The organism is Superficieibacter sp. 1612_C1, from assembly GCF_015234305.1.
GTDB lineage: Bacteria > Pseudomonadota > Gammaproteobacteria > Enterobacterales > Enterobacteriaceae > Superficieibacter.
This window is the reverse complement of sequence record NZ_JADGMI010000003.1, coordinates 1-24,478: the sequence shown is the minus strand read 5'-3', so window position 1 is coordinate 24,478 and position 24,478 is coordinate 1. Positions and strand designations below refer to the sequence as shown.

Sequence of the window (24,478 nt, the reverse complement as noted above, 5' to 3'; positions counted from 1 at the left end):
ACAGAGAAAAATGTCTGCAGCCCCTGTTTTTACGCCGTTGATGGTTCCGTCAGGACAAATCGATGTCAGCTGTAAAGATATTCTTCGTCATTGCACTGTGCAGGCTGAATGTTCCTTTTCCCGTCAGCAAAGGAGATTTAATATGGTTAATGAATTTACGGTTCCGGATGATAAAACTTATGTCTGCATCTTCATTGCCTCTCCGAATGATATGAAGGAAGCGATTGAGTCCTGCCGGAAGTACTTAAACAGTGAAGAAGAAACTGAATTCTCAAATGTTTTTATGTTTATGCTGTATGGTCTGTTGAAGTATGGTGATACGGAAATAACCATCAACGCAGAGCTGCAGGAATCTCTTGAATCTCTCGTCGATGAGAAAAAGTCCCGGAGACGAAAACGTCATTGACGAGCTCTTCCCGGGCAGAACTGGTCTGTATTTTATCTGAGTTTTGTCAGCCGGCATCAGCAGACCAGGTCATTCCGGAACAGACAGTCCAGCCGGGTCTTCCTGCCTTCGTAAAGTCTGACAGGTCTTTGTTCTGCAGGAGACCCCCTCTGAGGGGGCAATCTGAAGAGTAACGGGTTTCGCCCTGGCTGGTTTTTCGGTTTTGATTTTATGCACAGGCTTCTGTCATGCCCTGAAGACTTGTACCGGATAAAGGAGGGGCGGTAACTCAGAAAACTGCCGGAAAGGCCAACAATCTGATGGAACATTTCCTCAGATACCTGAAAAATGGATTGATGACGGCAATGATGGTGCGGGGCTTCCAAAGCCGTCCCTCTGAATCCTGGGTTATATCATATGCGCTGACAGAGCCTGCAGATTGCACGAAACTGTAACGGTGGATTACCCTCAAATAAACCGGGAAACCGGCAATCATAACGCGGTGCGCTGGAACAGTTCTGGTAATGAACCAGGATTAATCTTAATCCATAAGAAATAACTCAAAAAATCCGGATAAGGACTTGCTCTGTGCGCCAGGGCTGGTAAGGTCCTTCAGAAGTAGTATATAAGAACTGCGTTAATAAGAACCGCCTCACTCTGATTTGCCCCCAGGCCGGGGCTTTTTTTCCAGAATGCTGTCTCCTCAGGTGTTCTTCCGGTGTTGCAGGCATTATCGTTAGGGCTGAAATTTACACCATACTCCAAATCTCCTATTATGTTGCCCGGTAAAAAATAAATTTCAGAAATATATATCTGACAATCGTCAAAGAAAAGACGATTGTCCGGTAATCCTGTCATTCCCGTCGCGTTCGCAGGAATATAGACTGCATAAAATATTACAGTGATATCAGGCAGAAAGACTGCAAAGTTCATCACTGAAAATATTATCATTATGATGGCGGGCAACTGCCATGCTGAAAATGTCTGTTCCAGGATTTTTCTTAAAATGATATTATAAGGGGTTGCCATATCTTCCTCGTCTGGTAGGGTTTCTCCTCTTCAGGATATGCCGGTCAGAATACAGGATAATACTGTTGAACAAGAATATACTTTCCTGAATGGAGTAATGTATGACTGAAAATGAGAAGCGTCTGCGTGGCAAACGTATCCGGCTGGCAGCAGCAGAAATGCGTTATCAGAAGGCATGCTCAATGCCGGCTGTTCCCGGATGTCACCTGACAGTGATGCGGACTGAAATTGAGCGGATGAAGACGGATCTGGATGATGCCATCCGGGACAGCAAACGCAGGGAGAAATATACATAATACACCTGTGTTATTATTACCGGATACTTTCATGAGTGGCTGTTTAAAATATTAAACTACCCCGATTGTGGCTGTCTGAGTCAATTTATTATTATCCTGATCCACCCTTCAGGCTGTTTCACCGTTCCATCGCTGCCTGTAACTTTAATGCTTAATGCACTAATGGATAAACCTTCCATAGTATACCACAACACAGCATGTCAGTTATCGTCGCGCTCGTTTTGCTACACATAATGTGTTGTAATACTTTGTGGGCGAGTCTGCGGCGATAAGGGGAGACTCCGGGGTATCACCGACTCAGGTGCCCGGTCAGAACGGGATATCGTCTGCCGGCGAAATCTTTCTGGTTTTTCCGGTCGTCTTTGTTCTTCTTCCGGAATGATAAAGACTGAAGGCATTGTCAAAATCCTCAGTCTCTGCCCTGGATTTTCTGAACTTATCCATCTGCTCTTCATTAAAGCGGTGAGGAATACCTTTGACACATACGTTCGAATTCATGTAGACCTGACCATCAGGAGCATCCCTGAGCAGAATTTTTTTGTCAAAGAGCTCCCTGAATGCACGTGAAACATTGGATTTACATAGTCCGAGTTCTTTTGCTATTTTGGCCTGTGAGAAATTCACCAGAATGTTCCCGTAATCAAGGACTGAAAAAAGATAGATAACAATTTTAAACGACGTGGGCGTCAGTTTCATTCTGGCGAGCGTGGCAATGTTACCTTTGAATATCAGCGAAAAGTCGTCGCGAAAGGACGTTTTTTTATGCGTGTTGGTTTTGACACTGATTTCTTCTAATTCTTCCGGGCTGACGCCAAGGGCTTTTGCGATAACGGCTTTTTGTTGTCGGGTTAAAATGATATTTGTGTCTGACATAATGCCTCCTTTTTTATTATTGTGATATCACTTATGGCATATTAAGGTTTATTGTCAATAGCATTTTAATAAAATATAATTATTTTTTTTAAATTTTCTGTCTGTCGGGAATATCAGACAGGAACAGAACAGGTTATGAGAGTTATTACGATGGGGGGTGAATTTTACCATCCCCTGTTATGAGATGAATAATTTTTGGTGGTGAAATCCATAACCATGATGGTGTGGTAATTTGTTGATTTAATTGTTTTATTTTTCATTTTGTTTTGCAAGATAAAAGAATAATAAAGAAATAAGAAACCACAGCTTCGCTCCTGATTGCCACAAAATGCATATGTGTACTCCCCGGTAAGCACTGTCATTGCTGGTTTGCTTCCTGTTTTATTCTTTCTGTTAATGAAGCCAGCGCCACCTGCATGTTGCGCCAGCGGGCTTCAGTACGTTGCTGCCGTGTTTTACATACTGAATGTAATACGCTTCGCGCAGGTCGTCTGATAATAGTGGTTTACCGGTAGTCAGAATACGGCTCACGCCGGAAACCCACCGGAAAAATCCTTTCTGCTTCAGCGGGTGAGTGCTGTGGGCACTCAGCGGCGCTGCATGTGATATTTATCTGCAGTGCTTAGGCTTTTGGGGAAAACGTGAAATGTCATGTCTGTCCGGCGTCACGGGCGGAAGCCGGTGCAAAGCACCCTGTTAAAAATATTCCTGAGGCTTTTATCTGAACAATGGAAATGACACTGCAGGCGAAAGAAAATATATGTATTTTTTTCTGAATAATCCAGGCAATGTCAGTTGCCGGGATTGTTTTGATAAAAATGTATTTCTTATCAGGAAAAACAAAATTATTTTCGCGTATGTATTGATTTTATACCCAGACCTGATAGTACTTAATTATAAAAACCAAAAAAAGGAGTGGATTATGCGTAATGACGGTACCCTGACACAGGAGGAAAAATTTATACGGGTGATTGACAAATATATTCTCCGGCATCGTGAACAGGCTAATAATAATGAATTCTACCGTAAGTTCTATATGCTGTTTGTCGGTTATCACCTGAAGTATTTTTATGCCCGGGCACAGTACAGCAATTCGTGCTTTCACGTGGATAATATCATGCAGATGTTTATTGGTGTTGTATCCTGTCTCAACGGCAACCTGCTCAGGCAGCTCACCAGCGGCGGCTCACTGCTTCAGTCCCTGAACTCGCTTGTGAACTTTATTTCAAAAGACCCTGATGAGGCCGAGCGCATCTATGCTGATTTACTGGCACAGTATGAGAGAGGGCGTATCTCGCGTTCGATGGCATACACACCACCACGTCCGGGCGGCAGGAAAAGACTGTGAGGGTTCGGGAGGGTTAAGGACAATGCAGTATGATGGCGACGTCGTATCTCCACACGATTTCACTGCGTTGTCCTGTTCGTGGCGCTGTACCGGTCCGGGGGGCAAAAAGCAGGAGCCTGTCATCCGGTATCCTGACCTGGACGGGTTTTGTGGCGGTCTTACCTGTCAACGACCTGCCAGCCATCATCTGTTCTGATCAGCGTGACTGCAGCGGTACGTTTCTCGTTATCGACAACAGCTGTCACATTACACTTATAGCTTCTATCCGACTCTCTGACACAGTCGTGTTTTTTGACGGTGTTTAACGTCCGCAGCATGTCAGGCGTGACAGCGTTTCCTGCCATGGATTTTATGACGGCATTCGTCTGCGCCACGACTTTATTCATAGCATTGTAAATTTCCTGCTCTGAAGGTTCGCTGTTACAGCCACTCAGCAACAAGGCTGCGGTAACGAGTGTGATAACGGCATAGGTTTTCATAAATTAATTCCAGACTGTAAATTTACTTATTGAATAAGGCCGGTTTTCATCCTGCTGTTGTTTTCAGAGAACGTCCATTTGCTGACTGTTTCGTCTTTAAATTCGATTTCCAGCGTTCTGGCCTGCGTCTTTGAACCACCCGTCAGCAGTCCGACGACCGGAATGAAGGTCGTGGCATCAAACTGATTGTTATCCATAAAATAAATCCATTCTTCATTGCCACTGCTCAGCGTGGTTCGGGTGTCAGGCTCACCCAGACTGGCAGTAATTTCTGATTTCGTGGTTTTATTTTTAATGATTTTCGACTGCAGACTTTGTGATGTTTCGTTTTTGAGATGCTGGTTGCCTGACGTTGAGCATCCGGAAATAAGGAAAACGGAAATAAAAAATGCAGTAGCAATGAATCTGCTCATAAATTCTCTCATTTTAAAGTTTTATAAAGTGTGAAATCAATTTCGTTGAATAAACAGAATTCTCTCTGCATAAACTTTTTTAAGCTGGTACTTAAGAATAAATATACTGCCAAAAAAAACGATGACAGAGACGATAAAATTTTCAGTCCATGAACCTGCTAAGTAAGCCAGGACCATCACAGCGATCCCGAACAGAATGGCGACAGTGACAGGGCATTCACCGTAAACTACTTTTGCATGGCACCCGGTGCAAATTTGTACACCGTGAGGACTTTCTTTAAAACAAAAGGGGCATTGAACAGTCTGGTTACTCATTATTGCAACTCCCTGACCTGATTTAAGGTGATGTCTTTTTGAGCATTTTCGATGAAGGAATCGCTTTAGTAAAATTGCTTGTACCGATCGATGATTGTCTTGTGATAGTTATAAACTATTGTAAATAAATTATTGATCTATAAAAACGATCAATAATTCATTGACTATCATTGAATTGTGGGATAGTTAATTTGTGGCTGGCGAGAGTGGTTTTTTCTAACTGATTGTTCCTTAAGGGGAGTTTTTTCCCTGAAATAATTCGGTGTCAGAAGGTGCAGGTGCAGAATCTGGTGGAAAGGGTGTGCTGTGTCATGCAACAGAGACAGGCCCATGCGCCTGAGAAGCACCACAAGATGGCTGAGCACGACAAGCCAGGCATGCAGACGACGCTGGCGGGGTATCTGACGGGCTGTATTGTGCAGTTTGCTCCTGAGCTGGATGATACCCACTGTCTCCTGTTGCCTTTCCAGACGAATTTTTTCTTCAAGCTGAAGGATTTTCTCCAGAATGGTTTCCCGGTTTACCGCCTGTTCTTCAGGTTCGTATGCTGGCACTGGCGCTGATGCAGGTACTGTTGGCTTTTGTACCTGTTTCAGTAAAGTCAGATGTTCCGGCACGAAATCAATCAGCGTTTGCAGGGAAGACCAGCCATACTTTTTACCGAGCTGAGAGGCTTTAAAGGCAATGCCCTGGTACAGAAAAGAGAACCCGTTCATTTTTCCCGTCGACGCGATACCGGGTTTGCAGGTCACGCCAGCCTGTTGCAGCTGCCGGACAAAGGTCAGTAAATCGGGGCGGTCAGTTAAGGCATTATCAATCAGCCCCTGCAGGGCAGACCTGGGGCAGGGCGTTGCCGTTCGTTCAGCCATCTTCAGCTCATTGCGGGAAGGCTTACTTTTATCCCTGCGACGACTGCCTGTGGCGGGTGTCGTTTCAGTGAGTCCGTGCACGCGTTCCAGCTCGCTGATAATCCGGGTGCTGATAAGATTTTCATTTTTTCCCAGGTACAGCTTTCCACCGACAAGGTTAATGCGACTGGCAATAATATGGATATGCTGCCCGTCGGTATCGTCATGCAGGATATAACAACGCAGGTGTGTTTCCGTGAATCCCATCCGGGTCATATAATCGTCGGCAAATGCGGCCCACTTTCTGACGGAGAGTATTTCTCCTTTCGGGAGACGAAGTGAATTATGCCAGACGGGTCTGGCAACATCAGGTCGTAGCTGCCTGGTGTGTTCAAACTCACTGATAAGTTCAGCAGCAGTGCTGCCCGTCATGTTGCCGCCAACGACATAAGGAGTGATTTTGTGGTAAGGGCCTGACTTCAGGCTATAGAGAACCACGCCAGCAAACTGTTTACCCCGTTTTATTTTCTGCATGCCTTTCACTTGTCTTGCTCCAGAAACGTTGAAGGAATAAGGTGATCGCGAAGAGTTTTGATTTGTCTGCGCAGGGCAAAAAGTTCTGTACGTGTGAGTTCGCTGTGAGGGCTTTTGCTGTCGAGGGGAGTCAGCAGGTGATTTAAACCCTGTGCAAGTCTTCCAAGTTCAGTCCAGGCTACCCGATTTATTTCGGGCAATACTGGCGGGAGTTTGTTGAGGGACGCCATTCGTAGCCATTCCCCTTTTTTATATGGTCCTCTTTTATTGTTAAGAATGGACAATTCTTCTTCATTTAATCTGACGCTGATGCAGTGGGTTCGTATTTCAGTACGTGGTAATTTTGCAGGATTAAATTTCCCTCGCTTTGATGATTTTGTTATGTCATTATCCATAGTTATCCTTACATTATGTGTTATTACTACAGATAACGGATAATATAAATAAGTCAATAGATATCAGGAAATATAATTATGCTATTAGCAGAAATAAAATGAGAAAGCCTTCGGTTGAATAGCTTACTCGGAATAATTTATTAGGTTGCTTGTCATGTATTGAAATTTAGTCAGGCAGGATAGAAAGTTAAGTTATCAAATTCGTCTTCGCTTAGGATTAAGTTTGAGTTCTGGCTTCATAATTTTGAATAGGTCTTTGTTCTCTCTGCCTGCGATATAATCAAAGATCTTATCAGAGTCAGCACGCTGTCTCAGTATATCGTCGTCAATTCTGATATCATTACGAATAAACCATTTCACTCTCTCAATACCAGTATAGGTGCCAATGTGTTCTTGATTACCAAGATTGTAAAAATTAATGTGACTGATATTTGTATACTTCTTCAACTCGGTAAAGAATTCTTTCATTTCTCTTACATAGAGTGTAAAAGTGCATTGCTGAGTAATGGTAAATTGGAGGCCTTTTTTATGAAGTAAAGCTATCAGAGGTAACGATTCAACAGATAAATGCTTAAAAAGTGTTGGGAGAGTATCGATTTTATCTATGTGGCGAGCAAGAGCTGCTACTATAAAGTCATATTCCTTTCCTGATTTACCTGTCAAATCCAATGGAGCCAAACCATTACTGTCCCTGTGATTAATATCGCAACCTGCATTTACCATGTAATCAAAGCTGTCATTATCATATGTTTTATGAAGAATGGTTTGTCCATTACTATCCTTATTGTGGATATTAATACCAGCGTCAGTGAGGATTTTCATGCACTCTACATTCCTCCAATGACTGGCGAGACAATTATCTCCCATTTGATTGGTTTGGTGAATGTTAATGCCAGAATCAATCAGGAGTCTGAGGATTTTAGGTGTGTTATAATTAAATAAAGCATTATTTCCAAAGTGATTGATATAGTTCAGATCTATCCCGGCTTCGATCATGGCCTTAATCGCATTAAAATGATGGTTATAGAAAAGTGCATTTCCATTCTCGTACAGCGTTGAGTTGACATTAATGCCAGCTGCAATACAATTTTGGACGTCTTTTTTGGTTTCACTGAATAATAAATTAAGTGTGGTATAGTTATTCATAAGTGTTCTCCTTAGTTAAGCGACTAATTTTATAAAGTTATTGTGATTGGTGCCATATTCTTTTATTTTTACGATATCGTCATAGATCCGTGAAAAGGAAAACCATGATATCTCTTTAACTTCTCTCTTCTTGTTTTGGTAAATAATGTTGCACCCACGAAACTTGAATGCATTATTGAATACGTCATGGTTGGCATACTTGAGAAAATTAGAGAATGATTTTATCGTTTCCTTCTTACTTATGTTATAAAAGAGAAAGGTGTGGATTGAAAATAGGGTTAGGATATTTCTCTCGGTGATCATATGCCTGGAGAAGTAACAACAGTAAAAAATCTGTTCTTCATTGCACGTTTTACCGAATAGAGAGAAATGAGGGTTGTACAACCTGTAGAGGTCTACATTTTTATTTGTTTTGGCGAGATAGTTTGTCAGAGTTGGGTAGTTTTGTTTTTTCATTTTTATTCTCCTTTATTGTTTGATGGAATGAATATATATTATTAAATAAACATTAATCAAGTTTATTTTTTAATAATAAAAATAAGCAAGCGTTTTCTTTTTATTTAATTAATTTAATATAATGTTTTATATAGAAAAAATAAATTTTAGCAAAAAATGCTCTTTATATTTATGCTTATTCATTTTAGTTACATTTCATAATCATTTGGAGAAGGGAGTGTCATTATCTTGAAAGGGTGGATGGGATCTTTTTTTAAGGTTGGGTTATGTTCTGTTATTAACTTTGCAAGTTATCATTCAAAATGAATTATTCGTTATTAGTATTTTCCCAACACAGGCTAAATTTTCAGAAAAGATTACCATGAGCAAAACTCGGTTCTCAGACTTGCGTTAGCTTGATTGAGTCTTAGGCGTACACATCTCGCGACCCTCTGGGGTAATTTTGCGCAGTAAGCCGGGCACTAGCATATCCGGCAGTTCAACGGCCTGTGCCTGGATAGCGGACTTAGCGAGCTTAATTTTCGCCATGATGATTCCTCGGAACACCGGAATCCCTGGAGCCTCTTAGGATTCTTCAGCGGGAAAGTCAGGTAAGGTTTCAGATAGCACCGGCATATGTTGAACTAGCCTAATCAATTGATAAAAATCATATATATTGTTTAAATAGCTGCGCCTAATACCGCTACACTTTTGTCAGCCCATGGTTGCCTGCGGGAAACGGGCTGACGGTTTCCATAAAATGGCGAACTTTTTTCAACAATTGCCACATTGAGCGGCACTGATGATTGCGCGTTATTGTGTCGTAAAGCGCCTGCCATAGCCGTTCCACGTGATTCACCCATGGCGAGTAAACCGGTTGATAAATGACCCTGAACTTCGGGTTCTCCTTCAGCCAGCGCTGCGTTTCCCGGCTTTTGTGGATAATGTAGTTGTCCACGATTAGCGTGATGGTTTTCGCCCGCCGGTACGTCGCTTTAAGCCGCTTCAGCAGGCTGATGAACAGCGCCGAACTTTTGCTGTTACCTCCCACGTAGCTGACTTTACCCGTTCCGCAGTGCAGTGCTCCGGCCAGATAGTATTTTTCGTTCTGTCCCGGCGTCACCACGCGTTTTTGCTGCCCGCGTAGCTGCCAGTCCGCACCGATTTTGGGATTAAGATGGATATCTACCTCATCGTCATAAAATACCGGATGCTCTGCGCTGCATTTGTCCAGTGCTTTGTGGATTGCCGCCATCTTTTCATCCCTGTGTGGGTCACGGATACGCAGAGTTGGCGCGGCCCTTCGCCACATAAGCCCCGTAGACGGCAACCAGCGGCGAACAGCTCCGGCATGTATCTGGCAGCCGGTTATCTCATTGATTTTTATTGTCAGAAGTTCTGTGCTCCAGCGTGAGCGCTGGTAGCCAAAATCGCCGGGAGCATGTTTTACCAGCTTACGTAATAACGTGCAGATATGCTCAAAAGGCCAGCGACGGGCTCGTCCGGCAGGTAATGATTTCAGTCCTGCAACACCCGACAGCGTGAACCAGTTACTCCAGCGTCCGACAGAGGAACGGGCACAACAGAGCGTTCTGGCAACGTCGCTGACGCGGTCACCCCGATGCAGCATCAGCATGGCAGTCAGCCTGCGGGCATAATTTTTATCGTGCGTTTTATGGATTGCTTTCTGCATCAGGCGTCGTTCGTCACGGGGAATAGGTGCTATGCTCGGCATTGCTCAGTCCGGTGGGTGATTTGTTTTGATTTGGCGATTGATCAGATCGCACAATCCGGGCTGAGTTCCCTCAAAGTGATCTACTATTCCGCGCAGCTATTTAGAACCTATCCCAGTAGGACTTTATTCCAGACGATAAGACCACAGGCAAAATGCAACATGCCTCGTAATTTTCGGCCTTTTTTTCCCATCGGGTCAGAACCCGGCGAAAGCGATTCATCCAGCTATGAGTCCTCTCGACGACCCAGCGATGGGCTTTGAAGTCTGTGTTTTTACTGGCGTCAGACTCCTCTTTACGTGACTGGATATGCGGTTCGTAACGGCGGCTCTGTAGATACGTTTTTAGCCAGCCAGCTTCGTAACCTTTGTCCAGGCAGAGCCTGAGTCTTCCCCCCGGACGTCCCGTCTGAAGGGCATCGAGCGTATCCGCAACCAGTTTGATGTCATGCGTGTTTGCTGCTGCAACAACCAGTGACAGAGGAAGCCCGTTGGCATCTGTCATCAGACTGCGCTTTACTCCCTGTTTCCCTCTGTCCGTGGGATTACGGCCTGTTTTTTTGTTCCTGACAGCGGCGATTTGGTCATACAGCCGTCTATCGACAGCCAGGACCAGTCATTGCCGTCCAGATGCCTGCAGGCAAGCAAACCGTTCTGCCAGAAGCGCTCGAAAACACCTGCATCGCGCCATTCCTGGAAGCGTCGGTGTGCAGAACTCGATGAACATATCCCGGTGGCGTTCAGGGCATTCCACTGGCAACCGGTCCGGAGGACAAAGAAAATGGCATTCATCGCAGCCCGATTATCAACGCGTTTACGATGCGTCCCCAGTGGGTGCTGAGTTTCATGCTCCGGGATGAGTGGAGCCATTTTCTCCCAGAGTTCATCGCTGATCTGCCACTTGTTGCCCGCCATATTTTGCTCTCAGAAATTGCCATCATTTATTATCCGACAAGTCCTTTTGGGATAGGTTCTAAGTCTGTTTTTTGAACAGACTACTATCCATTGAGCGTAATGTGCGGTATTTGCCCTGTCACCATTTGCCAAAAACTTATGCAGCTCAATTTACTGAGAATTAAGCAAATTGCGATATTTTATATACTGTCTCTTCTCCCTCATGAAACTGTCCCAATGGAGTCTTTTCACTTATTTTTTTCCAACTGGCTCACAGCCCCTCCTGAGCCGAACGATAATGTATATATTAGATGATTTGTTTCTAATCGAAAAAAACTATGCACTGATAATAAAAGCCAATGTACATATATTGATATTGGATTACTATGAACTCGATATATCTGAAACGAGTCCAAAGAGGGGAAACGATGAGTACAGAACATAAAGTAGCTGTTGTTACTGGTGCGGGGCAAGGAATTGGCAGAGCAATCGCTCTCCGTCTGGCGAAAGATGGATTTAGTATCGGTAGTCTGGACTTCAATAGCGAAACGGCACATGAAACGGTGAAGCTTATTGAAGAAATGGGTGGCAAAGCACTGGCAGTAGCTGCGGATGTCGCAGATCGCGAACAAGTTTTTGCGGCGGTGGATAAGGTCGTTGCAAAGTTTGGCCGCCTGGATGTTATGGTTAATAATGCCGGTCTTGGCCCAACGACACCAATTGAGGAAATTACTCCAGAAATTTACCATAAAGTCTTTGATGTTAACGTAGGAGGTGTGTACTGGGGTATTCAGGCCGCTGTGAAGTACTTTAAGCAGCGTACTCCGGCAAAAACGGGGGATATTATCGGTAAGATAATCAATGCTTCATCTCAGGCAGGACAGGTGGGTAACCCTGACCTGGCTGTCTACGGCGCTACAAAGTTTGCTGTTCGCGGTATAACCCAGACAGCTGCAAAAGATCTGGCGAAATTTGGGATTACTGTGAACGCTTATTGCCCGGGAATTGTTCGCACCCCTATGATGAATGGTATTGCACAAAAAGTCGCGGATGAAAATGGCCAGTCCCTGGAATGGGGCCTTCAGCAGTGGGCGAAAAATGTTGCCCTCGGACGCATCTCTGAATCAGAGGATGTTGCCGCATGTGTTTCCTATCTGGCCAGTGTCGATTCAGATTATATGACAGGTCAGGCGCTCATTATTGATGGTGGAATGGTATTTAACTGATCAGCATCTATACGGGATTGCACGAAGGTAATCCCGCTATTGTCATTTACAACCCCATGCGCCTCCTCATGTGACCGCTTCAAGTCGTAAATGGTGAAGGATTCCGATAAAGCGGTTATTGCAGCAGGATGGGGTAATTATGTTATGAATAAAGGAAACCATTAAAGCCTGTCTGTTCTGGAGAACTCATGAAAGCATTGCTTGCTGATTTACTGGAGAAGATGGCTGAAGCAGATGTATCAAGCAGAGCTTGTATGGTCCAGCTGAATGTCGTGTCCATGGTTTTTCAGGTGATGTATGCCCATCTCGATGAACAGAGTAAAAGCCGTATTCGAGAAGACATTTACGCTACATTTGAAAAAATTTCATCTGAAAACGAAACGACAAACACCGAAATCCAGTTGCTGCGTATGGCTATTGATAGGCTACTCAGCAGAAAGCTGATTTTTCCTGTCTCCCTGGGGAAATGAACTGGGATAGCGCGACGGAATTATCCTCTACTGGTATCAAGCTGACACTGACAATAAAGGGGTCCGCTTGGAAAACGGTATCTATGGTCACTCCCGTTTTTGCAACACCGATTTTGACGACAAGTTGGCTTGCTTGAATCTATCCGGCGTCTGAATGGGATTTTATTCCCGCGCCTTGATGAGTTCCGCGCCTGATGAACCTCCAGAAAATATACGGCTTCAATGAGCCTTTCCGTTTTACAGGTTCCTCAACAGGCCGGTGGGCCGTTAGTATCATCAATATCAGTATTCGCAAAACCAGATCAGTAATTCTTTAAACCGGTGTATTTCTGCCGTTATGCTACATAAGTTTGCTGTCGTGCCGTTAGGGCCCAGGCTATTCTGGCCAGCTTGTTTGCCAGAGCACAAGTGACGACAAAGTTGCTTTTCCGGCACAGTAAATCCCTGACCCAATCGGCCAATTTGCCAGACTGGTGTTCCAGTTTTTGTATGAATACCCTGGCACATTGAACCAACAAAGTTCGGATCTTTTTATTACCTCGCTTACTAATTCCCAGCAATGTCGTCCTACCTCCCGTGCTGTACTGCCGAGGTACAAGCCCTGTTGCCGCCGCAAAGTCACGGCTGCTGGCGTACTGCTTCCCGTCGCCAATCTCAGTTGAAATAGTACTCGCTGTCAGTGTTCCGACGCAGGGAATGCTCAGCAAGCGCTGTCCAACCTCATCTTCGTCCAACTTTCGTTTCAACTGGGATTCCAAATCTTTAATCTGCTCAACAAGATAGTGATAATGCTGTTGTAATTTCAGCAATAACTGGCTGAGGTAAAGAGGCAAACTATTATCCTCAAGAATGGTACTCAGTCGGCTAATAACGGCAGCTCCTCGGGGAACGCTAATGCCAAATTCCAGCAGAAAAGCATGCATTTGATTGGTTGTTTTTACCTTATCCTGAACCAGGGATTCACGGACACGATGCAGAGCCCGCATTGCCTGCTGAGATTCCGTTCTGGGCTGCACAAAACGCATAGACGGACGCGATGCAGCTTCACAAATAGCTTCGGCGTCGACAAAGTCGTTTTTATTGCTTTTAACGAACGGGCGGACAAATTGTGGTGATATCAGCTTTGGGGAATGCCCCAACTCTTCCAACTTGCGTGCCATAAAGTGAGAACCGCCACAGGCTTCCATTGCGATGGTTGTAGCGGGGCATGTCGCCAAAAATTCGATCAACTTTGGCCGGGTAAATTTTTTACGGTAAACAGCCTTCCCGCGACGATCCTGGCAATGAATATGGAAAGAGTTTTTACCCAGATCGATACCAATGAGCGCAATGTTTTCCATGATAGTTCTCCGAATGAAAGCCTGTCCTCAGCATAGTACCGGGAAGGAGGGAGTGACCATCTCATTAAATATCCTACGCTAAAACTCTTTTTTGTACAGACTGCTATCCACTGAGCGTAATGTGCGGTATTTACCTTGTCTCAACTTGAGGTTCTTTCGGCAGACGTAATCCCCACTCAGATTTATGTGCTCCCATCCGAGCGGAAAAAGATGAGAAATAAGATGTTGATTTAGCAGGATATCTTTCCGTTTCAGAGAATCTATGGCTCTTTCTATATATACCGTATTCCAAAGTGAGATCGCCGCAGTCAGCAACGTCAGCCCACTGGTCCGGTAGTTCTGGTTTTCCAGTCCCCGATCTCTGATTTCCCCCAGTCGGTGCATAAAGACTGCTCGCGCCAGGGCATTGCGGGCCTCACCTTTATTCAACCCCGCTTGTACGCGCCGGCGCAGGGAAGGATCCCGGAACCAATCCAGCATAAACAATGATCTTTCTATACGCCCGATCTCCCTCAGTGCCTTTGCCAGACCATTTTGTTTCGGATAAAGCGGATGCGTTTATCATTGAGTGAGGCAAGTATACACGACCCCATTCATGGAAGTGATTTGAACAGTTCTGCATCCGGAAACGGGTACGATAGAAGATGATTTTAGCAAATCGTGCTTTTATGCCTTCAGGCCTCAACGCCATACTGCGCTACCCTGAATGAGGTATCCCATTTTGACGAAATATCAACCATTCTTTAAAGATGAAACGCACATCCCGGTAGACTTTCATGACCTGTGCCAGGCCCGTGGCAGGTTGGTTATAGATTGATGCTATGGACTGACACTTCTTTTAAGTAAATTCTAACTCTGTCCTGGTTCTTTTCACAAAAATGCCAGCCGCAGAAGAATTTTGTCGTGAATCTTCAAATGATAATGACCTTATTCACATAGCGCGCAGCGGGAAGATTACAGCGCGTTCCCACTCAATATACTCTCCACTGTTATTACCGAGCCCTAAAACTTAATGTGGAGTAGCTATGAATAGCAGCACGGCGTCACTACAAAAAATAAGGCAATTCGACCTTCCGGTAGCAATACTGTTGGTATTGTTGGGTTGTGTGCTCTTCTTCTTTTCCTTTGACAGACAAATCGTTTCCATTCTGAAAACCACCCTGATGCATGAAATGCATGTCAGCAATACTGATTATTCATTACTGATAACGGCGTTTATGCTGCCTTATACCATTATGTATTTTTTCTCAGGCGTACTGGTCGACAGATATGGCAGTCGATTTGTGATTACGGGGCTGATGGTATTAATGGCTGCTGCCACATTAATTACCGGGCTTGCCACATCACTCAGTGGCTTGCTGGCCGGGAGGGTATTATTAGGCATGGCTGAATCCGGTATTGTGCCAGCATTAACCCTGGCGGTATTTACCTGGTTTAAAGCCGAACAGCGGGCCTTTGCCTTTCAGTTAACCAATATTATCCAGTCGCTGGGACTCATTATTGCACCGCCGTTTGTCGCCTGGATTACCCTCTCTACTGGCTGGCGCTGGGCGTTCTTCATTCCGGCCTGTGCCGGGGTCATTATCGGTTTTCTGTGGTTTATGGCCAGCCGTCGCCCGCCGGTTGCGGTGGGCAGTGAGCCCGTGAAACTCGCGGATACCCATATTACAATGGCACAACGCTACCGACTGGTGCTGACCTCTAAGCCTATCTGGGTGTTGATTTTTGCCCGCCTGTTGACAGACCCGTTCTGGTTTTTCTATCAGTACTGGCAGGTTGGTTTTATGCAGGAAAAACTGGGGCTCTCCTTATCCCGTGTCGGGGAGTTGATGTGGTTCCCCCCGCTTGCCGCCGTGTTTGGCGTGCTGGTGGCGTGCAAGGTTTCGGACCGCCTGGTGGCGCGCGGCGTCGAGCCAACGCGTGCCCGACTTATCATTATCTGGTCGGTGACCTGCCTCTGCCCCCTTGTCTTTCTTTTGCCCTCAGTCACCAATGACATTGCCGCCACCGGCATTATGACGGTTATCAATTTCATGTGTACGGCATGGCTTAGCATGGCGACTATCATGATGGGTGGCCTTGCACCCCGAATCGCCATTGCCACTGCAATCGGTATTATGAGTGCGCTTGGGGGCATCAGTTCCATTATTTTCAATGGCTTTGTGGGCACGATTATAGACCACTTTGGCTATTCCGTCCCGATTTACGCGGGCGCACTACTTCACCCGCTGGGTGCCATTATTCTTGCAGTCTATTTTTTATCCAGGAAAAACACATTAGTCCATCAGGAGCATAGTTTATGAAACAAGATGTTATTCCCTCGCTAATAGGTGAGGCATGTGCAGATTTTACAGTTCTGTATTGCCTGGTTACGCATGAGGAATATTTGTTTGCGGCATGGTATGACCCGGCGCACCGTATTACCATTGGCTGTCGAGAACCGCTAAGTGAAAAGTGGGTGTCGTTCCAGCCGGAAGGCTTCTGGATTGATGAACGCAATCGCTATTCAAATATTACGGATTATGATTCACATAATTACCTGACGCTGGCTATTGATGCCGAAGGGTATATTCATTTATCCGGGAACATGCATGTTGATCCGTTAATTTATTATCGCTCGAAAATGCCACTGGATATCTTCTCAATACAGCCAGTGTTATCGATGGTAGGCGAACGGGAAAATCGCGCGACATACCCCCTGTTTTTTAAAGACTGCGACGGGCAATTGCTGTTTCGTTACCGCGACGGATGCAGCGGCAATGGTGATGATATTTATAACCGCTGGGATGCTCAAAACCAAAGGTGGCAGCGTTTGCTGGAAACGCCGTTACTTAATGGCGAAGGGGAGCGTAACGGCTATGCCAGGCCGCCAGTGGCCGGGCCAGACGGATACTGGCACATGATCTGGATGTGGAGAGAAACGCCGCACTGTGAGACCAACAACAATTTGTCGTATGCCCGCAGTCGGGATCTGCTGCACTGGGAAACCTCTGCCGGTAAGTCACTGACGCTACCGATTTCACGTTCGGTGGGGGAAATCGTTGACCCTGCCGCACCGGAAGAGGGACTGATCAATATGGTTCAGGAAGTGGGGTTTGATAACCAGGGGCGGCCGGTGCTTATTTTCCATCGCTACGATGAGCACGGTTATTCGCAGGCCTGGCTGGCAAGACCGGACGGCAAAGGCGCATGGCTGAAAACGCAAATCAGCCGGTGGGATTTTCGCTGGGACTTCCGTGGTCCCGGTTCCATTCCACCGGACGTGATCCTCTGTGCACCACGTCCGGTGGGCCACGCCCGGCTGGAGGTTGAATGGCAGGCGGTGAGCGCCGGACAGGGGGTGTGGGTCATTGATGAGGAAACGCTGGAGGTCATTGCCAGTAAGGCAGTTGCCCCGACCCTGTGCAATAAGCAACGCCAGTCCCGCCAGCTTATTCATCCGGACGCGGAGGTCCAGCTGGTAGCCGCGATGGACAGTGACGGACATGAACAGCGTCGCTATTGGCTACGCTGGGAAGCGCTGCCCATTTTTCGCGATGTTCCCCACACCGACGAGGTCGGGGCAACGCAGCTGGAACTGATTGATACCGGGGTCGAGTAAACAGGAAAACCCGTCATTGCGACGGGTTACTGGCATTGATTCGGCGAAATACCGAACTGCTTACGGAACAGACGTGAAAAATAGCTGATATCCGTAAAGCCGCAATGTGCTGAGACTTCTGAGACAGTCATCTGAGAAAATTGCAGGCAATACTTTGCCTGCAACAGTTTAAGCAGGGAAAGATATTGTTGTGGTGAAATTCCGGTATATTCAGTAAAGCCACGTTGCAGGGTACGGCGCGATATCGCAAACATCTGACATAATCCGTCAATGTTCAGCGGACTATCCCAGTGATTATTTAACCAGATTATTATCTGACTAATACGGTCATCGCTGGAACTAAAATCATGCGTCTTGTATCGCCATTCGTTAAGAATATGCAGCGCTTCAAGAAAAATCATCTCCTTGTGACTCTCGGCGAGAAATTTATCGGTGTATGCATTTTCACGATGAGCCGAAAGACGGCTAATCACATGCTTCATTATCCGCATATCGATTTGCCAGATATTTGTCTCTTCCGCAGAGGGGAGCAAATGGTCTATCCCTTTGATGACATTAAATTGATCGCGACCCAGATAGAGGAGATTGACCTGGTCTAAATTATTCATATTTTCAAAGAGATGGTAGTCCCGCCGGTTGAGGTAGCACAGCGTTCCGGCAGTCAATAAATACGGTTTTTCATTGATAACATGTACGCCGCTTCCATTCTCCACTAAAAATAGCTCGCAGTATTCATGGGTATGTTCGCGACTGATGCTTTTCTCCGGCTGCCAGAAATGAAATACCACCTTTTCCATAGGATGGTGGAAATGCGTATCCCTTGGAAGAACAAGAGTCATAACGAGTCCTCTTTAGTACCCGAATGCCGGGGCTGACAGATAAGAAGTACAGATTATAATCTATGGCTTGCGCAGGAAAGATAAATTGACGCTTATCACAGAAATGAAACATTATTTTATTACATAAAATGGTGTATTTTTATAAAATTATCAATGCTGTGCGGTGATGCCATTTTTACACGCAGTTTGTCGTAATAGTGCAAATGATATTGATATATTTCACAGTTATATTGTCATGGCCTTTTCCCCATTTAGCTCTTTGATAAAATCTCTTTCCGTCAGCAATACGTGATAGCAACAGATTCTGTGAAATTAATCCACGTGCGATTTCTGATGTTAGCAGTTGCGCACACGAATCGTGTCGGGATGAATTTAAACTACCCATAGTGTTATTCTGGAATAATAGACATGATAATCAGAAAGGTCGTCCTGGCGGGTGTCGCATTAAGCATTTCATATCCGTTGTTTGCCGCTGAAATATATAATAAAGACGGTAATCAGCTGCAACTTACGGGTGCGGTGCATGCCCGACATTATTTTAGTGATGATACGTCATTGAACGGAGACAACACGTTTATTCGTTTTGGCTTTAAAGGGAAAACGCGCATTAATGAATGGCTGGCGGGTTACGCCCAGTGGGAGGCGAACGTTCAGGCTAACCATACGGAATCCGGCAGCGATGCGCAGAGCGGGAACGCCACCCGTCTGGCCTATGCCGGGTTGAATGCCGACACATACGGTTCTCTGGATTATGGCCGTAACTGGGGGATTGATTATGATGTGGCCTCCTATACGGACTATGCGCCAATTTTTAACAACCTGACCTTTAGTGCAGGCGATAATTTTATGACCGGCAGGGGAACAGGTTTATTGACATGGCGTAATCACGATACTTTTGGCCTGATTAACGGTCTTGATTTTGCTGTCCAATACCAGGGAGCTAACGACAGTTCCGAAGCAACGGGCAGCAGTCGTTCAGCAGTAAAACAAAACGGTGAAGGCTACGGAATGTCGCTGACCTGGCATGCCACGGATGCCGTCAGCATTGTCGGCGCGGGTTCGTCATCACGGCGTACAGAGGCCCAGCAGGCGCTGTCGCTGGGTAAAGGTGATTATGCGGACATGTGGGGCGGTGGGATCAAATACGCCGGTAAGCAGCTGTATCTGGCGACCATTTATGCCGAAACCCATAACCTGACCCCGATAAAATCACTGGGCTATGCCAATAAAACCCGTAACTGGGAAGCGGTTGCCGGATATCAATTCAATAACGGTATTAAACCGCAGGTCGGTTATTTCTGGTCCAGAGCACTGGATGTGGAAGGCACCGGTAAAGTGGATTTAATCCGCTATGTTGATTTGGCCATGATGTATTACTTCAACGACAATATGGTTACCTATGTTGACTATAAAATAAATACGCTCGACAGTAATACCAAATTCGGTATTAAAAATGATGATGTTATTGGCTTTGGATTAACCTATCATTTCTAATTACTCACCATAATAAAAGCTGGAAGGGATATTCGGCTTTTATTGTTGCGATGTATTTTGTGAGGAGGACACGATGAACACAGCCGGGATCCTGATTGATAATGGCTTTGAAGATGCGGAAGCTGTTGTCGTTTATAGCTTACTCAGAGACGCCTGTATTGATGCCGTTCTCATTTCCTGTTCAGAAACCACGGCAGTAAGCGCCTATTTTGGCAGCAGAATCAAAGCCCACCATCGGTTAAGTGACGTTTCAGACCAGTTTTTTGATGCGCTGATCCTCTGTAGTGGAAAAAGGTCCGAGGAGAGGATTGCGAAAAACCCGTTGGCAATTAGCGTTATCAGCCAGCACGATCGTGCAGGAAAATTTCTCTGTGCCATTTCGTCCGCCAGCGTGCGCATTCTGGCGGCGAATCAGCTGCTTCGGGGGCGGCGATTTACCTGTTCGGCTCCGTTCTGGTACGGTATTACAGACGGTATTTATCAACCACAGGATCTGCTGGTTGATGATAATCTGATCACCGCACGCGGTCTTGGAGTGGTCGAACCATTTACCCGGCAGATTATTGATAAATTGCATGAGAAAAAGGCATTTTCATAGGCATGATAAGGGGGATGTGATGTTTTGTTTTTATAACGAAAGTGAAGAAGAACAGGTAGCAGATGGCGTTTCCCGCCGGGTGCTGGCGCACGGTGGGAAAATGATGTCAGTGGAGGTCACCTTCCAGAAAGGTGCTATCGGGCCTCTGCATCGCCACCCACACGAACAGCTCACTTATGTTCGTTCGGGGCGGTTTCGTTTTACGATTGGCGATGAAACCCATGAGGTCAGCGCAGGGGACACGCTCTATAAACGGCCGGATATCCTTCACGGCTGCGTTTGCCTGGATGCGGGGGGTGTTAATCGACATTTTCACCCCACAGCGGGAAGATTTCCTGCCATAAGCGCCTGACATGCCACGGACGTTAAAGTAGTGTTACTTGGCACTGGCATTAAAAATGGTCATTATGGTGGTTTTGACAAGGTTGGATCCCAGATTTATTTTAATAATTAGTGAGTCACAGGCAAAGTCGATCCTAGTCAGAGGAGCCAGATTCAACGCCCAATCTTTACAAAAGATCGGGGCGTTTTCGTTTACGCCGTTTTACGAAGCCTGTCTGAGATGGATTTAACAGGCCAAGATGAAAACGCTTCCCGATGTAGGTTAATTTTACCCGCTGCATCGGGCAAAACGGGTGGTCAAGTCCGGGATTGGGTGAGTTCGATAATGGCGAGCCCCCATATGTCCCTTACCGATACGAAAATCCGCACCCTCAGAGCTTCTGATAAACCCTTTAAAGCTTCCGATTCCCACGGACTGTATCTGCTGGTCAAGCCGGGCGGCTCCCGTTACTGGTATCTCAAGTATCGTATTAACGGAAAAGAATCCCGTATTGCACTGGGTGCCTGGCTTGCCGTCTCTCTCTGACGCCCGCCAGCAGCGTGAAGGTATAGCCCCCGACACTACCGTAAGTCTAAGCTGGGTTAATAGCCTTTACGAGATATTGGCAATATTTATCTGGTTATCGACGCGTCAGCCACGGGGGACCTCTGGGCAGCATTGTTTCATTACACTTACCCATTGAACTCACAGCGAGAAGTGGACGTAACTAGCTGTTCGGCATAATTAATAAGCTGTGGGAGCAGTCCCAGCTAACGCCATAACTGATAACCCAGTATGCTTAAATATGTTCTGCGCAACCAAATAAATTATGATAATGGTTGGACTAAAAATGCCAGTTACAAACATAAAAATTAATAAGAAAAAAACAGGTACTGCTCAAGTTATGGTAATGCTTCAATTATATTTTTATACTGACCGGCGTTAAATATAGCTCTACTACCACCTTCTATTCCCAATGAAGGGGGGCTGGTGACCTGTGTTGATAAGCTAATATCATTTTATTTCATAGACATAGGTCAACCTTATATGTATATAAATAAGGTTGACGGCAGATATTTTTTTCTGACGCCGGGAACATACAATACCTGTAATCTGCATGGCGTTAAAATTTACTTTCGAGCAGTCCAAAATTCTTTCTGCAATTTGAGTGTTTCCTTTTCAATTTCATAAACCGGTCCGGTCAGTTCAATTTTTTTCTGTCCATGCTTAAAAATATACGATGCAGGAATACTCATGGTCGGATTTTCATCATGATTCCCTGTACACTCAAAGAGATGCTTTTCACTCATTCCATACACAACCCGACCAATATTGGCCCAGTAGATGGTTCCGGCGCACATGCAGCATGGCTCAACCGCAGTATATAAGGTGCATTCCCAAAGGAATTCAGCAGGAAAATTACTTGCCGCTATTCGGGCAAGCGTCGATTCTGCATGATTAACGGTATCGATATTACACTGTGTTAAAAGTACGGTTTCTTTGTCGGGAGCAACCAGCACTGCACCGAAAGGGTGTTTACCTAAGGCGATAGCACGTTTTGCAACCTCATTCGACATTCTCAAAAATCTAATATCCGTTGCGTTATTCATCTCCTTCTCCTTTTTTAAAGTTCAATAATGCATTCAGCAAAACAGCGGTAAGCCCCCCCATAAAAATGCCGCTGTCAAAAAGCAGTTTTAACGATGAAGGAAGGGATTTAAACAATGCCGGGAAAGCCATAGGGATAACTCCGATGCTTATTGATACGGCAATAATGATAATATTATTGTCATTTTTAAAGCTGACATCTTTAAGTTGCTGGATGCCAGCGGCCAGTGTCATGCCAAACATCAAAATGCCAACACCGCCCAGTACCGGTCGCGGAATAGCAGAAACAATTGCGCCAAGTTTAGGAAACAGGCCGAGTAAAACAAGTATCACGCCTGCGGCAACCAGCACCAGACGACTGGTGATACGCGTGAGCATGATCAACCCGGCGTTTTGAGAAAAGGCATTGTAAGGAAAACTGTTAAAACAACCGCCTACCATTGTTGAAAGACCATCAGCGCGAATCGTATCGGCAAGACGTTGTGATGTCGTCGGACGGCCAATCAGCTTGTCTATCAACAGGACATTGCCTGTTGTCTCTGTCATGACAATGATCATTGCCAGACAGGATACGAAAACAGGAACGGGTGAAAACACCGGTAGGCCAAAAGAAAAAGGCATACTGATGCCAATCCATGCGGCATGACTTACGGCTGCAAAATTGGTTAATCCTGCTATAAAAGCGATAAGGGTTCCAGCCAGCATGCCCACAAGTATACTGAAATTTCGGATGACGCCATGCGTTTTACAATAGAAAAATAATGTAATCATCAGGGTAGCCAGGCCCAGTAATAAGTTGGGCAGGTTGGCAAAATCAGGCGCATCAGGATTACCTCCGCCAATCCAGAGTGCCGCAGCGGGCATCAGAGAAATGCCAATGATAGTAATAATGCACCCAATCACAATGGGCGGAAAAAAACGAACTAAACGGCTAAAAAGCGGAGCGATAAGAATAGTAAATAATCCACACGCGATTGCAGAGCCAAAAATAGTAGTAATTCCATATTCCTGACCAATTATCACCATAGGTGTCAGAACGATAAATGAGCATCCCTGGATTAATGGCAGTCGTCCGCCAAACCGACCTATGCCAACAGACTGAAGCAGCGTGGCGAGTCCGGATGTCAACAGGCATGCGTTAACGAGCGTAACCGTTTGAGCCCCGTATAAGCCTATGACCGATGCAAGGATTAAGGGTACCGTTACCGTACCTGCGTACATAACGAGAACATGTTGTAAGCCCAGCGAAGCTATTCGCCTGACACTCAGCGAGCTTTCAGCTTTTTTTTCTGTAATCGACGTTTCCATAAATATCCTCAGTCGTACTTTTAAAGAGTAGGACGCTCACTTTATAAGTAAAAAAATGGTACAAGTGAGTGAGCTATTTTCAAAAAAGTTGAAAGCTGGGGGGATTTTGAAATATTCATTGGAACAACTTATGACGTTTGAACAGGTAGCCAAATCAGGCTCCTTCTCTTCTGCTGCGCGCCAAATGAAGAAATCCCAGTCTTCAGTGAATATGGCGATGAGCAATCTGGAGCTTGAACTCAACATTACCTTGTTTGAGCGGACGCCACGGCAGGTGCGACTTACTCCAGAAGGGAAGGTTCTTTGGGAGTATGTAAAAACAATACTGGAAAGATGTCAGGCTTTTGATCAACGAGTGGCAGCATTCAACCAACAAATTGAGAGCCATGTCAGTCTTGCAATTGAACTTCCTTACGTCACGATTGTGAATCGCCACGGGTTTAACAGACACCTCAGAGTCATTTAAGATGGCTTAAAGAGAGGTGCCCATGAGCGGTAAGCGTTATCCCGAAGAGTTTAAAATTGAAGCAGTCAAACAGGTTGTTGATCG

General features: G+C 45.5%; 23 protein-coding genes and 4 pseudogenes. 12 read left to right on the top strand and 15 right to left on the bottom strand.

From position 1 onward, the window contains the following. The first annotated feature begins 10 nt into the window (after positions 1–10). A complete protein-coding gene (locus INT84_RS11195; RefSeq protein ID WP_151200465.1) occupies positions 11–406 on the top strand; it encodes a hypothetical protein in 396 nt (131 codons plus the stop codon). A 591-nt stretch (positions 407–997) separates the two neighbouring features. On the opposite strand, the gene INT84_RS11190 is transcribed toward INT84_RS11195, so the two are convergent. Continuing rightward, the gene (locus tag INT84_RS11190; protein ID WP_049006193.1) at positions 998–1,414 is read right to left on the bottom strand and encodes a hypothetical protein; all 417 of its coding nucleotides are present in this window, start codon (positions 1,412–1,414) and stop codon (positions 998–1,000) included. Positions 1,415–1,515: 101 nt separating this feature from the next. Here INT84_RS11190 and INT84_RS11185 point away from each other — a divergent pair, with 101 nt between their 5' ends. Continuing rightward, positions 1,516–1,710 (top strand): hypothetical protein, encoded by a 195-nt coding sequence (locus INT84_RS11185; RefSeq protein ID WP_049006195.1) that lies wholly within the window; start codon positions 1,516–1,518, stop codon positions 1,708–1,710. Between the two features lie 309 nt (positions 1,711–2,019). Here the strand turns inward: INT84_RS11185 and INT84_RS11180 are convergent, their stop codons facing one another. Then, positions 2,020–2,583, bottom strand: coding sequence for a helix-turn-helix domain-containing protein (locus INT84_RS11180; RefSeq protein WP_049006196.1), 564 nt, complete (start codon positions 2,581–2,583; stop codon positions 2,020–2,022). Positions 2,584–3,505: 922 nt separating this feature from the next. Between INT84_RS11180 and INT84_RS11175 the strand changes: the two genes are divergently transcribed. Continuing rightward, complete coding sequence (locus INT84_RS11175; RefSeq protein ID WP_049006208.1) at positions 3,506–3,931, top strand: hypothetical protein; 426 nt, start codon at positions 3,506–3,508, stop codon at positions 3,929–3,931. Positions 3,932–4,089: 158 nt separating this feature from the next. On the opposite strand, the gene INT84_RS11170 is transcribed toward INT84_RS11175, so the two are convergent. The 8 genes and pseudogenes from INT84_RS11170 to INT84_RS11135 all read right to left on the bottom strand — a co-directional run bounded on the left by INT84_RS11170 (position 4,090) and on the right by INT84_RS11135 (position 11,143). Then, a complete protein-coding gene (locus tag INT84_RS11170) occupies positions 4,090–4,410 on the bottom strand; it encodes a hypothetical protein (RefSeq protein WP_049006197.1) in 321 nt (106 codons plus the stop codon). A gap of 26 nt (positions 4,411–4,436) precedes the next feature. Then, positions 4,437–4,823, bottom strand: a complete 387-nt coding sequence (locus INT84_RS11165) for a hypothetical protein (protein ID WP_049006199.1) — start codon at positions 4,821–4,823, stop codon at positions 4,437–4,439. A gap of 36 nt (positions 4,824–4,859) precedes the next feature. Continuing rightward, complete coding sequence (locus tag INT84_RS11160; RefSeq protein WP_049006201.1) at positions 4,860–5,138, bottom strand: hypothetical protein; 279 nt, start codon at positions 5,136–5,138, stop codon at positions 4,860–4,862. 167 nt (positions 5,139–5,305) lie between these two features. Next, the gene (locus INT84_RS11155) at positions 5,306–6,529 is read right to left on the bottom strand and encodes a relaxase/mobilization nuclease domain-containing protein (RefSeq protein WP_194206865.1); all 1,224 of its coding nucleotides are present in this window, start codon (positions 6,527–6,529) and stop codon (positions 5,306–5,308) included. Beyond that, positions 6,526–6,915 carry an ATP-binding protein gene (locus tag INT84_RS11150; RefSeq protein WP_077259493.1) on the bottom strand — a complete coding sequence of 130 codons (390 nt, stop codon included), beginning with the start codon at positions 6,913–6,915 and terminating at the stop codon, positions 6,526–6,528. The genes INT84_RS11155 and INT84_RS11150 overlap by 4 nt, the downstream gene beginning before the upstream one ends. A 195-nt stretch (positions 6,916–7,110) precedes the next feature. After that, a complete protein-coding gene (locus INT84_RS11145; protein WP_049006344.1) occupies positions 7,111–8,061 on the bottom strand; it encodes an ankyrin repeat domain-containing protein in 951 nt (316 codons plus the stop codon). 1,138 nt (positions 8,062–9,199) lie between these two features. Further along, entirely contained in the window at positions 9,200–10,231 is a 1,032-nt protein-coding gene (locus tag INT84_RS11140; protein WP_049006347.1) for an IS630 family transposase, read from the bottom strand. 107 nt (positions 10,232–10,338) lie between these two features. After that, positions 10,339–11,143: pseudogene (locus INT84_RS11135) on the bottom strand (IS5 family transposase). Between the two features lie 407 nt (positions 11,144–11,550). On the opposite strand from INT84_RS11135, the gene INT84_RS11130 reads away from it, so the two are divergent. Together INT84_RS11130 and INT84_RS11125 are read left to right on the top strand one after the other, a co-directional pair. After that, the gene (locus INT84_RS11130) at positions 11,551–12,348 is read left to right on the top strand and encodes a (S)-acetoin forming diacetyl reductase (protein ID WP_049006352.1); all 798 of its coding nucleotides are present in this window, start codon (positions 11,551–11,553) and stop codon (positions 12,346–12,348) included. Positions 12,349–12,536: 188 nt separating this feature from the next. Next, on the top strand, positions 12,537–12,818 hold the full coding sequence (locus tag INT84_RS11125; protein ID WP_049006354.1) for a sigma-S stabilization anti-adapter protein IraP: 282 nt from the start codon (positions 12,537–12,539) through the stop codon (positions 12,816–12,818). A 335-nt stretch (positions 12,819–13,153) separates the two neighbouring features. Here INT84_RS11125 and INT84_RS11120 read toward each other — a convergent pair whose 3' ends face one another. After that, positions 13,154–14,158, bottom strand: coding sequence for an IS110-like element IS4321 family transposase (locus INT84_RS11120; protein WP_000427623.1), 1,005 nt, complete (start codon positions 14,156–14,158; stop codon positions 13,154–13,156). 78 nt (positions 14,159–14,236) lie between these two features. After that, positions 14,237–14,704, bottom strand: a pseudogene (locus tag INT84_RS11115) (Tn3 family transposase); the annotation flags it as partial. Between the two features lie 479 nt (positions 14,705–15,183). On the opposite strand from INT84_RS11115, the gene INT84_RS11110 reads away from it, so the two are divergent. Both INT84_RS11110 and INT84_RS11105 read left to right on the top strand, forming a co-directional pair. After that, on the top strand, positions 15,184–16,461 hold the full coding sequence (locus tag INT84_RS11110; protein ID WP_049006357.1) for an MFS transporter: 1,278 nt from the start codon (positions 15,184–15,186) through the stop codon (positions 16,459–16,461). Continuing rightward, positions 16,458–17,759 carry a BNR repeat-containing protein gene (locus tag INT84_RS11105; RefSeq protein WP_077259494.1) on the top strand — a complete coding sequence of 434 codons (1,302 nt, stop codon included), beginning with the start codon at positions 16,458–16,460 and terminating at the stop codon, positions 17,757–17,759. Before INT84_RS11110 ends, INT84_RS11105 begins: the two co-directional genes overlap by 4 nt. 26 nt (positions 17,760–17,785) lie before the next feature. Here INT84_RS11105 and INT84_RS11100 read toward each other — a convergent pair whose 3' ends face one another. After that, positions 17,786–18,598, bottom strand: a complete 813-nt coding sequence (locus INT84_RS11100) for a helix-turn-helix domain-containing protein (RefSeq protein WP_077259495.1) — start codon at positions 18,596–18,598, stop codon at positions 17,786–17,788. Between the two features lie 408 nt (positions 18,599–19,006). On the opposite strand from INT84_RS11100, the gene INT84_RS11095 reads away from it, so the two are divergent. The 4 genes and pseudogenes from INT84_RS11095 to INT84_RS11080 all read left to right on the top strand — a co-directional run. Then, entirely contained in the window at positions 19,007–20,092 is a 1,086-nt protein-coding gene (locus tag INT84_RS11095) for a porin (protein ID WP_049006362.1), read from the top strand. A 73-nt stretch (positions 20,093–20,165) separates the two neighbouring features. Next, entirely contained in the window at positions 20,166–20,690 is a 525-nt protein-coding gene (locus INT84_RS11090) for a DJ-1/PfpI family protein (RefSeq protein WP_049006364.1), read from the top strand. Positions 20,691–20,709: 19 nt separating this feature from the next. Further along, positions 20,710–21,034: pseudogene (locus INT84_RS11085) on the top strand (cupin domain-containing protein). Positions 21,035–21,372: 338 nt separating this feature from the next. Continuing rightward, positions 21,373–21,583, top strand: a pseudogene (locus INT84_RS11080) (Arm DNA-binding domain-containing protein); the annotation flags it as partial. A 559-nt stretch (positions 21,584–22,142) separates the two neighbouring features. Here the strand turns inward: INT84_RS11080 and INT84_RS11075 are convergent. Beyond that, the gene (locus INT84_RS11075) at positions 22,143–22,622 is read right to left on the bottom strand and encodes a nucleoside deaminase (RefSeq protein WP_049006369.1); all 480 of its coding nucleotides are present in this window, start codon (positions 22,620–22,622) and stop codon (positions 22,143–22,145) included. Further along, complete coding sequence (locus INT84_RS11070; protein ID WP_049006371.1) at positions 22,615–23,928, bottom strand: nucleobase:cation symporter-2 family protein; 1,314 nt, start codon at positions 23,926–23,928, stop codon at positions 22,615–22,617. Before INT84_RS11070 ends, INT84_RS11075 begins: the two co-directional genes overlap by 8 nt. A gap of 55 nt (positions 23,929–23,983) precedes the next feature. On the opposite strand from INT84_RS11070, the gene INT84_RS11065 reads away from it, so the two are divergent. Further along, positions 23,984–24,394 carry a LysR family transcriptional regulator gene (locus tag INT84_RS11065; protein ID WP_228066183.1) on the top strand — a complete coding sequence of 137 codons (411 nt, stop codon included), beginning with the start codon at positions 23,984–23,986 and terminating at the stop codon, positions 24,392–24,394. The last annotated feature ends 84 nt before the right edge of the window (positions 24,395–24,478 follow it).